Consider the following 15,695-nt stretch of genomic DNA (forward strand, 5'->3'; position numbering starts at 1 on the left):
GAAATGCCGAATCCCACTTCCGCTCTACTCGTCAAGCCGATCCATCTGGTCCCTTCCGCCGCGCGTCTGACGAGTCCGCTCGCGCAGCATCTGCGCAAATCGCTGCGCGGCGACGTGTTGTTCGATGCGGCGAGCCGCGGCCGTTACTCGACCGACGCGTCGATCTATCAGATCACGCCGATCGGCGTGGTGGTGCCGCGCGACCAGGACGATTTGCGCATCGCGCTGGAAATCGCGCGCAGCGAGAAGGTGCCGCTCCTCGCGCGCGGCGCGGGCACGAGCCAATGCGGCCAGACGGTCGGCGAAGCGCTGGTGATCGATACGAGCAAGTGGTTGAACAATATCGTCGCATTCGACGCCGAAGCGCGCACGGTGACGGTCGAACCGGGCGTCGTGCTGGACCACCTGAACGCCTGGCTCAAGCCGCACGGTCTATGGTTTCCGGTGGATGTGTCGACGGCCGCGCAATGCACGATCGGCGGCATGGCCGGCAACAACTCGTGCGGCTCGCGCTCGATCGAATACGGCAACATGGTGCACAACGTCGACGCGATCGACGCGATTCTCGCGGACGGCAGCGAAGCCCATTTCGGCTCGTTGCGCGACGCGCCGCAAGGTGCGCGCTTGCAGCAGATACTCGCGGGCGTGAAGCAGATCGCCGAGCGCGAGCACGACGAAATCGTGGCGCGCGTGCCGAAGGTTTTGCGACGCGTGGCGGGCTACAACATCGACGTGTTCGATTGCCAGAACCCACGCGCTTATACCGACGACGGCATCGCGAATCTCGCGCATCTGCTGGTCGGCTCGGAGGGTACGCTCGCGTTCAGCCGGCAACTCACGCTCAGGCTTGCGCCGCTGCCAGTGCATAAAACACTCGGCGTGGTCAACTTCCCGACCTTCTGGCAGTCGATGGATCTGACGCAGCACATCGTCAAGCTGAAGCCGGTGGCGGTGGAACTGGTCGATCGCACGATGATCGATCTGGCGATGAGCAATCCGGCGTTTCGTCCGGTGATCGGCAAGGCGCTGGTCGGCGAGCCGCAGGCCATTCTACTGGTCGAGTTCGCGGGCGAGGACCGCGAAGCGCAACTCGCGTCGCTCAAACAACTCACGGAACTGATGGCCGACCTCGGCCTGCCCAATTCGGTCGTCGAGATGCCGGACGCGAACGAACAGAAAGCGTTGTGGGAAGTCCGCAAGGCCGGGCTCAATATCATGATGAGCATGAAGGGCGACGGCAAGCCGGTGTCCTTCATTGAAGATTGCGCGGTGCCGCTCGAACATCTTGCCGAATACACGAGCCGTTTGACCGAGGTGTTCCATCGGCACGGCACGGAGGGCACCTGGTACGCGCACGCGAGCGTCGGCACGCTGCACGTGCGGCCGATTCTCGACATGCGGCGCGACGGCGCGCAGAAAATGCGCGCCATCGCCGACGAAGCCGCGGCGCTCGTGCGCGAGTACAAGGGCGCGTATTCCGGTGAACATGGCGACGGATTGTGCCGCGGCGAATGGGTCGCATGGCAATACGGGCCGCGCCTGAATCAGGCGTTCACCGAAATCAAGATGCTGTTCGATCCGGATAACCGCTTCAATCCCGACAAGATCGTGCGTCCGCCGAAAATGGACGACGCTGGCAATTTCCGCTTCGCGCCAGGCTACAAGGAACAGCGTATCGACACGGCGCTCGACTGGTCGGCATGGAATGTCGAACGCGACCCGCTGACCGGACGGGAGACGCTGCCCGGCACCGGTAACGATCTGTCCGGCGGGCTCGCGAAGGCCGTGGAGATGTGCAACAACAACGGCCACTGCCGCAAGTTCGACGCGGGCACCATGTGCCCGAGCTATCGCGTGACGAAAGACGAACAGCACCTCACACGCGGCCGCGCAAACACCTTGCGTCTCGCGATTTCCGGTCAACTCGGCGAAGCGGGCCTCGCCAGCGACGACGTCAAGGACACGCTCGATCTGTGCGTGTCCTGCAAGGGCTGCAAGCGCGATTGTCCGACGGGCGTCGATATGGCGAAGTTCAAGATCGAGGCGCGGGCCGCGCGCGTCAAGCATCACGGACTGCGTTTGCGTGACAGGCTGGTGGCTTTCATGCCGCGTTACGCGTCGGCGGCGAGCCGCTTTCCGGGGTTGATGGCGCTGGCCGACAACGTGCCGGTGCTGTCGGCGTGGTTCAAGCGATCCGTGGGCTTCGCGCCCGAGCGGAGCTTGCCGCGCTTTCAGAAGTCGTTTCTGGCTAGTGCGGTGCCGGCCAAGGCGACTCGCGGCGCCGCGCTGAAAGAGGTGCTGCTCTTTGTCGATACGTTCAACAACAACATGGAGCCGGACAACGCGCGCGCTGCGCAGCAAGTGCTGGAAGCCGCGGGCTACACGGTGCACTTCAATCAGCGCCAGGGCGAGCGGCCCGTATGTTGCGGCCGCACGTTCCTCGCGGCGGGTCTCGTCGATGAAGCGAAGCAGGAAGCGCGACGCATGCTCGATCTGTTCAAGCCGTTCGTGGAGCGCGGTGTGCCGATCGTCGGACTGGAGCCGTCATGCTTGCTGTCGTTGCGCGACGAGTTTCTGCACTACGGTTTCGGCGACGAAGCGCGCAGGCTCTCGCAACAGGCGTTTCTGTTCGAAGAGTTTCTGGTGCGCGAGAACGAAGCCGGACGTTTGCAGCTTGCGCTGAAGCCGTTGGCCAAACAGCAGGCGCTGGTGCATGGCCACTGCCACCAAAAGGCCTTCGACGCCTTTACGCCCGTGCAGACGGTATTGAAATGGATTCCTGAGTTGAAGGTGTCGACGGTGGAATCGTCGTGCTGCGGCATGGCGGGCAGTTTCGGCTATGAAGCCGAGCACTACACGACGTCTCAGGCGATGGCGGAGCTATCGCTGCTGCCGGCGGTGCGCAAGATGGACGACAACACGCTCATGGTCGCGGACGGCACGAGTTGCCGGCATCAGATTCACGACGGTGCGGGCGTCGAGGCGATCCACGTGGCACGCTTGCTGGCAATGGCGTTGCAATAACGGCGCGTAGCGCGGGACATGCCGTCTTTCCGCATTCAGCCGGCAACCGCCTGCCGATACGCGGTCGGCGCCACGCCTACACTCTCGCGGAACCGGTGGCTGAAATGGCTGGCATTCGCATAGCCGCATTGTTCGGCGACCTGCGCGAGCGGCAGCGTCGTAGTCCGTAATAAAGTACGCGCGCGTTCGAGCCGCTGCTGCGCGATCCACGCGGCGGGTGGCAGTCCGAACGAAGTGCGGAACATGCGCGCAAGATGAAATTCCGACAACGCCGCGACGCCGGCAAGCTCGCCGAGCGTGAGCGTCTGCGCCAGATGGCTTTCAATATAGTCGCGCAGCCGCCGGCGAGTCGCAACCGACAGCCCGCCTTTGAGCGACGCATCCGTGCGGCGCACGCCTTGGGCGCGCAACAGCAGACTGAGCACCTGATGGGCGGTCTCATTGGTGCGCAGCAAGCCGTCAGGATCTTGCCAGTCCTCATTCGCCAGCGATTGACACAGACTGGCGATGCGCGCGTCTTCGAAATACGTGCGGTCGGCGAGGGTCAGTTCGCGCGGCTCGCGATCGAGCTCCTGAACGGCGCGCTGGGTGAAATGCTCCGGCAGGAAGTACAGATGCATGAAATGCATGTGGCCACGTACCCACCAGCGTGACTCGTGGTCACCGGGCAGTGCGCAGAGTCGCGACGGCGCGCCGTAATGCCCGGGCATTTTCTGGCGCTCGGTGCGATAACCGCCATCCAGGTAGCACGACAGCGTGTGATGGCCGGGGCGTTCGTAGATGGTTTCGGCTTCTTCCGTGTCGCGCGTCCAGACGGCGATGGCCAGCCGGTCGCCGAGCCACGCGAAACGGTCCAGATTGGCGTTGGCGCTGCTCAGCGTGTGACACACCGACTGAAGGCCAAACGGCGTTTCGGCGGAGTGGGTCGCGGTGGCGGGCGGTCTGGCGTTCACGAAACGGGCGGAAACTTGTCTTGACTGAATGAGCGTCAGTATACGGCGACCCGCGCGAGGCGGCTTGCCGCTGCCGGAAAATGCGCAATTTTGGACAAGTGCAACCGACGGGGCTGCGGCATAGTGAGTTCCCGTATTCGCTGTTGCAGGCTTGGCCATGAATCTTTCGCTGTATGTCGCCACCGTTCTGATCTGGGGCACCACGTGGATCGCAATCAAATGGCAACTGGGGGCCGTACCGCCGCCGGTGTCGATTGCCTGGCGTTTCTGGATCGCCGCACTGGTGCTGTTCGCTTTGCTGCGTATCATGCGCCGGCCGATCTGGCCGCCGCGCGCCGCGTGGCGATTTCTGGTCGCGCAAGGGTTGGCGCTCTTCTGCCTTAACTTTCTGTGCTTTTACTACGCCGAACAGGTCGTGCCGAGCGGCCTCGTGGCGGTGGTGTTTTCCACCGCGCCGCTGCTGAATTCGATCAACGGTCGGCTGTTCATGGGCCGGCCTTTGCAACCCACTGCAATTGCCGGGGCGTTGCTCGGGCTCGTTGGCATCGTGTGTCTGTTCGTGCAGCAGATGGCGGGACATCTCGGCGATCACGCCGCGTGGTTGGGTCTGGGAATCGCGTTTCTCGGCACGCTGTGCTTTTCGGCCGGCAACCTGCTGTCAAGCCGCATGCAATCGATGGGCTTGCACCCTTTCGCCACCAATAGCTGGGCGATGATGATCGGCGCCAGCGTCTTGACGGTGGGAAGCGTATTGGCAGGTTTCTCGTTCGCGGTCGAACCGTCAGCGCGTTATCTCGGCGCGCTCGCCTATCTCGCCATTTTTGGCTCGGTGATCGGCTTTACGGCTTACCTGATGCTGGTCGGGCGCATTGGACCCGAGCGTGCGGCTTACTGCACGGTGTTGTTCCCGATCGTGGCGCTGGCGGTATCGACGGTATTCGAAGGTTATCAGTGGTCGGCGCTAGCCGTGGTCGGCCTGTTGCTGGTGGTCGCCGGCAATCTGGTGGCATTCGATCTTACGCGGCGCATCTTCGTGCGACGGGTGCGAACCTCCTGACGGGCATCCTGGCAGGGGGCCGGCGTCGCATTGATCCGTTCGCTCAAAGGTGAAATTCCCAACGGTCGTCTGCGCACCCGCCGGCGTTTGAGGTGAGCGTTTTCGGGAGCTAATGACGCGGTCGGTCAGCGCATTGGTGAGCTTATTCGGGACCCCGAGTACAGCCGGAAATGGAGGCGTGCGAACGCCGCCAGCGCCTCCGCATTAACCACATGGGTAGACGGATCCGCCCAACGCACTTATAATCGTTGCATCCTAATCGCGAGATAGCAGCCAAATAGGCTAAGTTAGAAGGGGTTGAGTGCAAACTGGCAACACTTTGCAAACGCCCTAGCGCCGGTGCGAACCGGCACTCAAAGGAGGCCCCAAACCTCCATCGGACAAGCGGCTCGACGCTGCTGTCCAAATCATCGATGGATCTGGCACCAGTTTTGCTGACTGGTTCGCCACCGAAGGCGAATTCACCCCGCCCTCGCGCCGGGCAAACACAAACGCCTTGGCACCCCTCGGTTCACCTCGCGGCATGTGCCGCGTCCCGAACTTCCCATTCGCAGCGTCGTCACGACGCCTGTGCGGCGTGGCTGTTTGCGCGCGTCGCTCGAACAAGGAGGCGCATCTTCATGATTCATCGTCCTGCCAGACTGATCGGCAGTCTTGTAGCCATCGGTATTGTCATCGCGTTGCTGGGTCGCGCGATCGACCCCGCTGCGCTGCATCAGTACGCACCTGATCTGGTCTATTACACGAAGCGGCATCTGCTGCTCGTCGGCTATTCCATGGTTCTTGCGCTGCTGGTCGGCATCCCCGCCGGTGTGTTGCTCAGCCGCCCGTCGTTCGCGCGTCACGCCGAACGCTTCATGCAGATTTTCAACATCGGCAACACGATTCCCTCGCTGGCCGTGCTGGCCATCGCGCTCGGCATCTTCGGCATTGGCGATATACCGGCGCTGGTCGCGCTGTTTCTCGCGTCGTTGCTGCCTATCACACGCAATGCCTACGAAGGCATGAAGAACGTGTCGCCCGCGCTGCGCGAGGCGGCGCGCGGGCTCGGCATGACAGGCTGGCAATCGCTGTTGCGCGTGGAGTTGCCCAACGCGATGCCGATTATCGTCGGCGGCGTGCGCACTGCGCTGGCGATCAACGTAGGCAGCGCGCCGCTCGCCTATCTGATCGGCGCGGATAGTCTCGGCACGCTGATTTTCCCGGGCATCTACCTGAACAACCAGCAGCAGCTTCTGCTCGGCGCGGCGGCCACCGCGATTCTCGCGCTGGTGCTGGACGGCATCGTCTCGGCCGGCAGCCGCTACCTGCTCGCACGGCGCGGGGTGACGGCATGATCGATCTGTTCAAACGCGGCCGCTGGATCGCGGCCGGTGCTTTGCTCTTCACGAGCCTTCACGCTAGCGCGGCAACGCTCGTGCTCGGTGGAAAAAACTTCACTGAGCAATACGTTCTTACCGAGATCACGTCGCAATACCTGCGCGCGAAGGGCTACACGATCGATGCGCGCACCGGTCTCGGCAGCACGCTGTTGCGCAGCGCGCAGGAGAACGGACAGGTCGATATCACGTGGGAATACACGGGCACGGCCGCGATCGTCTACAACAAGATCACCGAAAAGCTCGATCCGAAGACCATGTATGAACGCGTGAAAGCGCTGGACGCGAAACGTGGCCTCGTCTGGCTCGATTGCTCGCCGTTGAACAACACGTACGCGCTCGGCTTGCCGCAACAGGTGGCGCAGCAAACCGGTATCCGCACGATTTCGCAACTCGCCGCGAAGATGGCGGCGGAGCCGAAAAAGAAGCACGTGTTCGCCATGGACGCGGAGTTCGCCAATCGTCCGGACGGCCTGAAGCCGCTCGAAGTCGCGTACGGCATGCAGTTCAACCGCGAGGAAACGCGTCAGATGGATCCGGGCCTCGTCTACACGGCACTGCATAACAACCAGGTGCCGATCGGACTCATCTACACGACGGACGGCCGGGTGAAGGGCTTCAACATCGTGCCGCTCGAAGACGATCGCCACTACTTTCCCGCGTACAACGCCACGCCGGTGGTGCGCAAGGCGACGCTCGACCAGAACCCGCAACTCGCGCCGCAGTTGAACGCGTTGTCCGACGCGCTGAACAACGACACCATGCTTGAGATGAACAAGCAGGTCGACGTCGACGGCAAACCGGTGCGCGAGGTCGCGGCGGAATTCCTGCGCACGCACAAGCTGCCCTGAGCGGAGAACCTCACGATGACTGTATTCGACTATCTATCGGCCAACTGGCCTGAATTACTGCAACTCACGGCGCAACACGTGTGGCTGGTGGGGATCGCGGTGGGTTGCGCGATTGTTGTCGGCGTACCCCTGGGTATCCTGATCAATCGGCACGAATGGCTCGCCGCGCCGCTGCTGAGCATTGCGACGGTGGTGCTGACCTTGCCGTCCATCGCGCTCTTCGGCTTGATGATTCCCGTGTTCTCGCGCTTCGGCCAGGGCATCGGCGCGGTGCCGGCGATTACCGCCGTGTTCCTCTATTCGCTGCTGCCGATCATGCGCAACACCTACCTCGCGCTACGCAACGTCGACGCCGGCATCAAGGAAGCGGGTATCGGCATCGGCATGACGGTGTGGCAGCGGCTGCGCCTCGTCGATTTGCCGCTCGCCGTGCCGGTGATTCTCGGCGGTGTGCGCACGGCGGTGGTGATGAACATCGGCGTGATGACGATTGCCGCGGTGATCGGCGCGGGCGGTCTCGGCACGCTGATCATCCGCGCGATTGGCCAAAGCAACATGATGAAACTGTTGGTGGGCGCCGTGCTCGTGAGCTTGCTCGCGATCGTCGCCGACCTGCTGCTGCAGGCGCTGCAACGCTTGCTGACCCCGAAGGGAGTACAAAAGACATGATCGAACTCGACAAACTGACCAAGACGTTTACGCAGAAGGACGGCCAGCAGGTGAAGGCGGTCGACTCGGTGAGCCTGACTGTCGGCGAAGGCGAAATCTGCGTGTTTCTCGGCCCGTCGGGCTGCGGCAAGACCACCACGCTGAAGATGATCAACCGTCTGATCGCGCCGACCTCAGGGCGCGTGCTGATCAACGGTGAAGACACTTCGGGTCTGAACGAAGTCGAATTGCGCCGCCACATCGGCTACGTGATCCAGCAGATCGGCCTGTTCCCCAACATGACGATCGAAGAGAACATCACCGTCGTGCCGCGCTTGCTCGGTTGGGACAAGAAGCGTTGCCGCGAGCGGGCCACGGAGTTGATGTCGATGGTGGCGCTCGATCCGAAGCAGTATCTGAAGCGTTATCCGCGCGAGCTGTCGGGTGGTCAGCAGCAGCGCATCGGCGTGATTCGCGCATTGGCCGCCGATCCGCCCGTGCTGCTAATGGACGAGCCGTTCGGCGCAGTCGACCCGATCAATCGCGAGTCGATTCAGAACGAGTTCTTCCAGATGCAGCGCCAACTGAACAAGACGGTGATCATGGTGAGCCACGACATCGACGAGGCGATCAAGCTCGGCGACCGCGTCGCCGTGTTCCGCCGTGGCCAACTGGTGCAGTACGACCATCCGGATACGCTGCTCGCGCATCCACGCGACGAGTTCGTCGGTGCGTTCGTCGGTCAGGACAGCACGTTGAAGCGCCTCTTGCTGGTGAAAGCCGGCGACGCCGCCACCCAGCCGGAGACCGCGCGCGCCGATACGCCGGTCTCGCGTGCGTTCCAGATGATGGATGACAACGACAGCCGCTATCTGACCATCGTCGACGGAAACCAGCAGGCGCTCGGTTATGTGACGCGCCGCGCGGCGCGTGCGGGCGAAGGCGTGTGCGGCGACCACCTGAGCGCGTTCAAGGCGACGGTCGGCGCGGACGAGCATCTGCGCATCGTGCTGTCGAAGATGTACCAGTTCAATTCGTCATGGATGCCGGTGCTGGACGGCGACGGCCGTTACGTCGGCGAAGTCACACAGGATTCGATTGCGGACTACCTCAGTTCGGGCCGCTCGCGCCGGCAGACGGGGCAGCCGTCGATCGTGTCGCCTGCCGTCGCCGTGGCGGAGGCGGCCGCGGCGGCCGCGCAGGCTGCCGCGACTCAACACGCGTGAAATCGGCGAATAGGTCAAGCTGAGCGTGCGCCGTCCTCCTCGAACACGACAGCATCCGCGCGAAATTTCTGATTTATCGATCGACGCCTTAACGTCAGTCGCATTCGCTCTGATCACGAATAGACGGCAGCGCACGATCGGTATATAACAACGTGAAAAGATGGCTTGTTCACCGATGCATCAACAGGAGCGAAGTTTCATCATGACGCAAGACGTAACGCCCAAACCGCCCACGGGCGACCGGCCGGACCTGGAGCACCTCGACGCAGCGCTCACTCACGTGGATCAGCAGGTATCTTCGGGCAGCATTGCATCGGGTGCCGCGAAGGGCATTCTGTATAGCCTGATCGAAACGCTCGGTACGTTTGTCGGCGACCCCGATTTGCCGGAGCACGCACGTTCGGGTTACGAAGGATTGCTGGAAGCCGCGCGCGAATTACGCGCGAAGCTGGATCACTAAAGGCAATGGCGCGGCGTCTGCGGGCGGCGCGATTCGCATCGGCATGCTGGCCGATCTGGCGCGGGCGTTGCCATTGTCAGGTGATTTCCAAGTGATTGCCCGGTGTGGCGGAATAACGCGGCGGCGAATCGCCGTTCGATTCCCACCGCATCGAGCCGCTACATTTCGGCGGCACGGCTGTCTATGATAAAAAGGGCGCACTGTTTCCAACACTGCGTCCTTTTTTATGCTCTCTGCGTCTGCTATCGCGCTACTGGCCGTCGGCATTGTCGTCGTGCTGATTACGCCTGGCCCCACCAATACGCTGCTTGCGGCAGCCGGCTTGCGCCAGGGCGTGCAGCGCTCGCTGCCGCTGATCGCAGCCGAACTGGGCGGCTATTTCATCTCGATCTCCGTCTGGGGACATTTCCTCGCCCAGGCCGCCCATGCGCTGCCGTGGTTGCCCTCGCTGCTGCGCGTGGCGGCTGGCTTGTACATTGCCTACCTCGCCGTCGACATGTGGCGTGCGGCGGTGGCGTTGCCCGATTCGGCGCAGCGCGCGAACGGCATGCGCACGCTGTTCGTGGCGACGCTGCTTAATCCTAAGGGCTTGTTGTTCGCCGGCACGATCTTTCCGGCTATCGCCTTCGCGCAGCTGCCGGCCTACGCGTTTGCGATGCTGATGTTCGCGTGCCTGTTGGTGCCGATCGCGCTCGCCTGGATCGCGTTCGGTGCCGCGCTTGGCAGCGGCAAGCTCACCTGGCTGAATCCGGTGAAGGTACAGCGCGGCGCTTCGATCGTGCTCGGCGTGTTTTCCTTGTCGCTGGCATGGGCGGCGCTGCATTGAGCGCGGCGCTGATCTCGCATTCAGGCGACCGCGCCGGCTCGCGAGCGGACTTCTTCTTGCGGGGCGTCGTCGACGCTTAGCGCTTCGAGCCATTCCGGCGGCGCGGCAGTGATTTCCAGTTGCGGCGTGCCGTGCCAATCCGCGCAGCGTTGCAAGGCGCGGCGCAGATCGCCGGCAAGACGGGCGCTCAGCCGCACACCCGGTTCGATGTGCAACGACTTCAGTTCGAACACGCCTTGGGTCCGATGCGCTTTCGCATCCACGCGGCCGACCAGACGCCCGCGGCTCAGCAGCGGCAACACGAAGTAACCATATTTGCGCTTCGCGGCGGGCGTATAGCATTCGATCGCATAGTCGAAGTCGAACAGCGCAGCGGCGCGCTTGCGGTCCCACACCACCGGATCGAACGGCGACAACACCGTGGTGACAGTCGACGCGAGCTTGCCGCTCGCGGCGTCGTCGAGTATCGCGGCGAAGTCGTGATGAACGAACGTGTCCTGCTTCCAGCCTTCCACGCGCACCGGAATCAGCTCGCCCTGCTCGGCGAGCGCATGCAGTTCGTCGCGGTAGGGGCGGCGCGGCAAGCGGTAGTAATCGGCGACCCAATCGGCGCGCGCCACGCCGAGCGCACGGCAGGTGCGGCGCAACACTTCTTCGGTCACGATGTGCGCCGGCGGCAGATCGCGTGCGTCGTCCCAGTCGGGCAGCACGCGTTCGGCCAGATCGTAGACGCGATGGAAATTGCGCCGCTCGGCCACCATCAGTTGGCCGATCGCGAACAGCACTTCCAGATGGCGTTTCTCCGGCTTCCAGTCCCACCAGCCGTTGCCCTTGTCCGCCTCGCGGGCGAAATCCGCGGAGCGGACCGGACCGGTCGCGCGAATATGGGCGAGCAGCTTCTCAATGTCCTTGCGATGCTTCTTGTGCCACTCGGCCGCGTATTTCCAACCCATGCCGCTCGGATCGAGCATGCGATGGCGCAGCAGGCCGTAGTCTTCGGTCGGCACGAAACAGGCTTCATGCGACCAGTACTCGAACAGCTTGCCTTCGGCGAGATGCTCGTCGAGCCATTGCTGCGGATAGGTGCCGAGCCGGCTGAACAACACCAGATAAGGGCTGCGCGCGACGACGTGGATCGTGTCGATCTGCAATTGCGCCATGCGGCGAATCGCGTCGAGCACGTCGGCTTTGACGGCCTTGCGGCGCGGCGGCGTCAGCAAACCTTGCGCGGCCAGATGCAAGGTGCGGGCGGCGGAAAGCGGAAGGGTCTTCACGCGGGCTTCGATCAGTGAGTGAGTGCGATGGTGGCGGACATCCGGTCCGGCCTGAATCAGCAGCCGCTACTGTAGCGTGAAGCGCCCAACCATGTTGTCACCAGCCGCGGCCGTGATGCCGGTCCCAGCCGCGGTGCCGGCCATGATCGTGATGCCAGCGGCGGCCGCGGTAGTCGTCGTCCCGGTAGCCGTAGCCGTAGCCATAGGCCGGTTGCGGCGCGTACACGACCGGCGGTGGCGCATAGACCGGCGGCGCTGCATACACGGGTCCCGGCGTGTTGACGAAGACGCCGACGTCCACCCTGGCCGAGGCGGCAGTCGAGGCGCAGGCGGCGGCAAGGCCGAAGGCGGCGAAAAGGATCGCGCGTTGGATCATGCTTGTCTCCTGTCGTGTCGAAAGAGCCGGCCATTCGCTGTCGAATGGCTGACGGCAATATTACGAGACAGAAAGCAAGGCAGGTGCAACCAGTTGAAGGGGTGTGTAACAGCAGGTTACCCGCCGGCCGGCGGTTGCGAGGCCAGCGGGCGGTTCAGGAGAGATTGTTTCAGGCGCCCAGCGCAACCGCGTCGCCCGCTGTCACTGCCAGTAGTTGATGGATTTGAGCGACTACGGCGGCGCCTTCTCCGACCGCCGCCGCCACCCGTTTCGTCGAGCCGGCGCGAGCGTCGCCGATCGCGTACACGCCTTCGACCGTGGTGGCGAGATCGCAGACCGACGCTCCTTCAACGCTCGTGCCCGTCAGCACGAAGCCCTTGTCGTCGAGTTCCACGCCGCAGGTGCGCAGCCAGTCGGTATTCGGGTCCGCGCCGGTGAACAGGAACAGATGGCGCGTATCGAAATGATCGGTGCCATCGGGCAACGGTTTTTTCAGGCGGACTGACGACAAGCCGCTTTCGTCGGCATCCAGCTTGCCGATTTCCGAATTCGGATGCACGAACACATTCGGCAACGAGCGGATCCGGTCGATCAGATAGCGCGACATGGTGGCTTCAAAACCACTGCGCCGGATCAGCACGTGGACTTTGGCCGCATGCGTGGCCAGATACACGATCGCCTGGCCGGCGGAGTTGCCGCCGCCCACCAGCACGACTTCCTGGCGCTTGCACAGCTTCGCCTCGACGGGCGACGCCCAGTAGTAGACCCCGCGCCCTTCGAAGCGTTCTAGCCCTTCGAGCGCCGGGCGCCGGTAAACCGCGCCGCTCGCAATCACAATGGCGCGCGCCGTGATATGCCCGCCGCACTTCAGTTCCAGCCGATGTGGCCGCTCTGCGCAATGCAGCGCCTTCACGTTGACCGGAATCGCGACGTGCGCGCCGAATTTCTGCGCTTGCACGAATGCGCGGCCGGCCAACGCCTGGCCGGAAATACCGGTCGGAAAGCCGAGATAGTTTTCGATTCGTGAACTTGCGCCGGCCTGGCCGCCTGGCGCGCGGCTGTCCAGCACGATCACCGACAGGCCTTCGGAGGCCGCGTACACCGCGGTGGCGAGCCCAGCCGGGCCCGCGCCGACAATCGCGACGTCGTACACATGCGCATCGTCGAGATCGGGCAGCAAGCCCAGGCACGTGGCAAGTTCCGGCATGCTCGGATGACGCAGCACCGAGCCGTCCGGGCAGATCACCAGCGGCATGTCTTCTTTTTGCGCGGCGAATTGCTCGATGAGACGCAACGCGTCTTCGTCGCGTTCGTCGATCACGGAATGGGGATGGCCGTTGCGCGACAGAAAGCCTTGCAGCATGACAAGCCGCGCGTCGTTACTGCTGCCGATCAGGATCGGCCCGCCGGCGCCTTTTTCGATCAGCGACACGCGCCGCAGAATCAACGCGCGCATGATGCGCTCGCCGAGTTCCGCTTCTGCGACGATCAATGCGCGCAGCCCCTCCGGTGGAATCAGCAATGCCTCCACCGAACTGAGCGCCATGCCGTTGACCAGCGCGGGCCGTCCCGACAATTGACCGACTTCGGCAAGAAAATGCCCTGCGCCGTGCTCGCCGATCAGGACTTCACGCCCGATGCCATCGCGCTGATAGACTTTCACGCGTCCTTCGAGCAGCACGAACATGCCGGGACCGGTGTGGCCGGTCTCGAACAGCAGCTCACCCGCCTTCCAGTGACCGATCTCGCCGAACCGCCGCAGGCGACCGATTTCCGCGCAGGTGAGCGCGGGGAACATCTGATGCATGCGCGTCGAGAGAGACGAAAACGGCGCGTCGGCGATGACGGCCTGCTGTTGCCCTTCCGCTTGTTGTTGTGCTTCAGTTTCTTGAGTCGAAAGCATTGAACCGCTCCTTCGTGTTCATTGACGGATCGAACGGGAGGCGAAGCGGCGCGGCGCCGAATGGCGCAGATGCAAGTTGCGCTGCTTGCGCTACACGGCCTTCGGCGCGACGTCCTCGACCGCCACTTCCGGCGGCGGCATGTCGGGCAGCGAATCTACCGGCTTGCCCGAGTCGCGCCAGGCTTCCATGCCACCGCGCAGCGGCAGCACGTCGGAGAAGCCGGCTTCGTTCAATTGTTTGGCCATCCATGCCGCGGAAATCTCATTCGGGCATGAACAGTAGATCACCAACTTTTGATCGCGCGGATAGGTCGCGACGATCTCGTCGAGCTGCCGCTCGTCGGCGAATTGCGAGCCCGGAATCACGAACGGATCGAGCTTGCGCTTCTCATGCGAACGGATGTCGAACAGCACCGGCGTCTTGCCGGCCTTCACCAGCGCCGCCAGTTCGTCGACTTCGATGCGCGCCGACGCGAGCTTCGCAATCAGCTGGCGCCGGCGGATCCAGCGATACGCGGCATACGCCAGCAGCAACGCGACCGCGACCAGCGCGGCGGTGCGGCCGAGCCGCCCGGCCAGGGCGAACAGCATATCGATCTGCTTCGCGAACAACGCACCGATGATCAGGCCCGTGCCGGACCACAACGCGGCGCCGATGCTGTCGTAAGTGAGAAACGTGCGGTAGCGCGTGCCCATGGCGCCCGCCATCGGAATCGAGACGATTGACAGGCCCGGCACGAATTTGGCCACGGCCAGCACGCGCACGCCCCAGCGGCCGAAAAACCGTTCGGTCTTTTTCACGCAGGTGTCACGCGAGAGCGACAGCCGGCAAATCGCTTTCAGCGTGTTGCCGCCGTACATCCGGCCGGCGAAATACCACGCGCTGTCACCGATCAGCGTGGCGAATATCGACAGGATGAGCACCGGCGCCAACTGCGTGCCCACTGAGCCGGGATGCATGGCCGCCATCGCCCCGAACAGCACGAGCGAGGGCATGGCCGGAACCGGCAGCCCGATCGAGGCGGCGAGCACGTTCACGAACACGAGCGCCGGCCCATACTGCTCGACGAGATCATGTAGCATCGGCTTACATCCGCAGCCCTTTCGGGCGCGGCGCAGGTAGGGAATGCGAAGGAGAATGCAAGGATTATGGACGCATTTTCGAGACGAGGAAACGCCCCGAAAAGACGTCCGTTATTCGTGCGCTCAAAGCGTTATCGCAAGCACACTGAACCGTTCGAAAGGCGCATTAGGAGCGCAATTCGAACAAAGCGAAAAGGCTTGAATGACACGCCGCATGTCGAAGCGGAAATAATGCCCGATTGACATGCCGTAGGCGTCGTATCGGTAAGCAATTTAAGAGCGGCGCCGCGTAAGCGTCACGCGGCAATTGCACCCGAGTGCAATGCCGCGTGACGTATTTCATTGACGATGATTGTGCTGTTCGCCCGGCAGTTCGGCGCCATGCGCGCGAATCGCGGCAATCAGTTCGGCTGGCGTGATTTCGTAGCGCACTTCGCGGTGAATGCCTGGCTTGCGCTCATCGACTTCGATCAAAAGAATGCCTTTGCCGTCTTCTGTCGATTCGAGGCGCAGCGAGCGGAGTTCGCGCGCCGTTGCGTCGTCGTATTCGGTGAGCAGGGCCATTGACCCGGAGGACCCGGTAGTGCGCATCGAAGTTGTCCTTGTTCCGTTGTTGATCGAGCCATTGTACGGGC

At 63.3% G+C, this 15,695-nt stretch carries 14 protein-coding genes; 8 read left to right on the top strand and 6 right to left on the bottom strand.

The genetic code is table 11. The annotated features are described in order from the left end of the window. Positions 1–3 precede the first annotated feature (3 nt). On the top strand, positions 4–3,024 hold the full coding sequence (locus P0D71_RS26745) for an FAD-binding and (Fe-S)-binding domain-containing protein (protein ID WP_408482927.1): 3,021 nt from the start codon (positions 4–6) through the stop codon (positions 3,022–3,024). A gap of 35 nt (positions 3,025–3,059) precedes the next feature. On the opposite strand, the gene P0D71_RS26750 is transcribed toward P0D71_RS26745, so the two are convergent. Continuing rightward, positions 3,060–3,977, bottom strand: coding sequence for a helix-turn-helix domain-containing protein (locus P0D71_RS26750; protein WP_408185091.1), 918 nt, complete (start codon positions 3,975–3,977; stop codon positions 3,060–3,062). Positions 3,978–4,134: 157 nt separating this feature from the next. Between P0D71_RS26750 and P0D71_RS26755 the strand changes: the two genes are divergently transcribed. The 7 genes from P0D71_RS26755 (at position 4,135) to P0D71_RS26785 (ending at position 10,424) form a co-directional block, all read left to right on the top strand. Beyond that, positions 4,135–5,034: a DMT family transporter gene (locus tag P0D71_RS26755; protein ID WP_091805236.1), complete on the top strand. Its 900-nt coding sequence runs from the start codon at positions 4,135–4,137 to the stop codon at positions 5,032–5,034. Positions 5,035–5,654: 620 nt separating this feature from the next. Further along, positions 5,655–6,371: an ABC transporter permease gene (locus P0D71_RS26760; RefSeq protein ID WP_091805232.1), complete on the top strand. Its 717-nt coding sequence runs from the start codon at positions 5,655–5,657 to the stop codon at positions 6,369–6,371. Then, positions 6,368–7,264, top strand: coding sequence for a glycine betaine ABC transporter substrate-binding protein (locus P0D71_RS26765; protein WP_408482930.1), 897 nt, complete (start codon positions 6,368–6,370; stop codon positions 7,262–7,264). The genes P0D71_RS26760 and P0D71_RS26765 overlap by 4 nt, the downstream gene beginning before the upstream one ends. A 15-nt stretch (positions 7,265–7,279) precedes the next feature. Beyond that, on the top strand, positions 7,280–7,933 hold the full coding sequence (locus P0D71_RS26770) for an ABC transporter permease (protein WP_121320045.1): 654 nt from the start codon (positions 7,280–7,282) through the stop codon (positions 7,931–7,933). After that, positions 7,930–9,138 (top strand): osmoprotectant ABC transporter ATP-binding protein OsmV, encoded by a 1,209-nt coding sequence (locus P0D71_RS26775; protein WP_091805223.1) that lies wholly within the window; start codon positions 7,930–7,932, stop codon positions 9,136–9,138. The genes P0D71_RS26770 and P0D71_RS26775 overlap by 4 nt, the downstream gene beginning before the upstream one ends. Positions 9,139–9,340: 202 nt before the next feature. Continuing rightward, the gene (locus P0D71_RS26780; protein ID WP_091809029.1) at positions 9,341–9,598 is read left to right on the top strand and encodes a hypothetical protein; all 258 of its coding nucleotides are present in this window, start codon (positions 9,341–9,343) and stop codon (positions 9,596–9,598) included. Between the two features lie 226 nt (positions 9,599–9,824). Continuing rightward, positions 9,825–10,424 carry a LysE family translocator gene (locus P0D71_RS26785; protein WP_408294606.1) on the top strand — a complete coding sequence of 200 codons (600 nt, stop codon included), beginning with the start codon at positions 9,825–9,827 and terminating at the stop codon, positions 10,422–10,424. A gap of 20 nt (positions 10,425–10,444) precedes the next feature. Here P0D71_RS26785 and P0D71_RS26790 read toward each other — a convergent pair whose 3' ends face one another. The 5 genes from P0D71_RS26790 to P0D71_RS26810 form a co-directional block, all read right to left on the bottom strand. Next, positions 10,445–11,698 carry a winged helix-turn-helix domain-containing protein gene (locus P0D71_RS26790; RefSeq protein ID WP_408482932.1) on the bottom strand — a complete coding sequence of 418 codons (1,254 nt, stop codon included), beginning with the start codon at positions 11,696–11,698 and terminating at the stop codon, positions 10,445–10,447. Between the two features lie 97 nt (positions 11,699–11,795). Continuing rightward, complete coding sequence (locus tag P0D71_RS26795) at positions 11,796–12,074, bottom strand: hypothetical protein (RefSeq protein WP_408294600.1); 279 nt, start codon at positions 12,072–12,074, stop codon at positions 11,796–11,798. Between the two features lie 169 nt (positions 12,075–12,243). Further along, on the bottom strand, positions 12,244–13,977 hold the full coding sequence (locus P0D71_RS26800) for an FAD-dependent oxidoreductase (RefSeq protein ID WP_408482934.1): 1,734 nt from the start codon (positions 13,975–13,977) through the stop codon (positions 12,244–12,246). 90 nt (positions 13,978–14,067) lie between these two features. Continuing rightward, positions 14,068–15,060 (bottom strand): DedA family protein/thiosulfate sulfurtransferase GlpE, encoded by a 993-nt coding sequence (locus P0D71_RS26805; RefSeq protein ID WP_091805204.1) that lies wholly within the window; start codon positions 15,058–15,060, stop codon positions 14,068–14,070. Between the two features lie 339 nt (positions 15,061–15,399). Beyond that, a complete protein-coding gene (locus P0D71_RS26810; protein ID WP_007178686.1) occupies positions 15,400–15,651 on the bottom strand; it encodes a hypothetical protein in 252 nt (83 codons plus the stop codon). Positions 15,652–15,695 lie beyond the last annotated feature (44 nt).

Origin of the sequence: Paraburkholderia sp. RL17-383-BIF-A (genome assembly GCF_046028015.1) — a bacterium.
Taxonomy (GTDB): Bacteria; Pseudomonadota; Gammaproteobacteria; order Burkholderiales; family Burkholderiaceae; genus Paraburkholderia.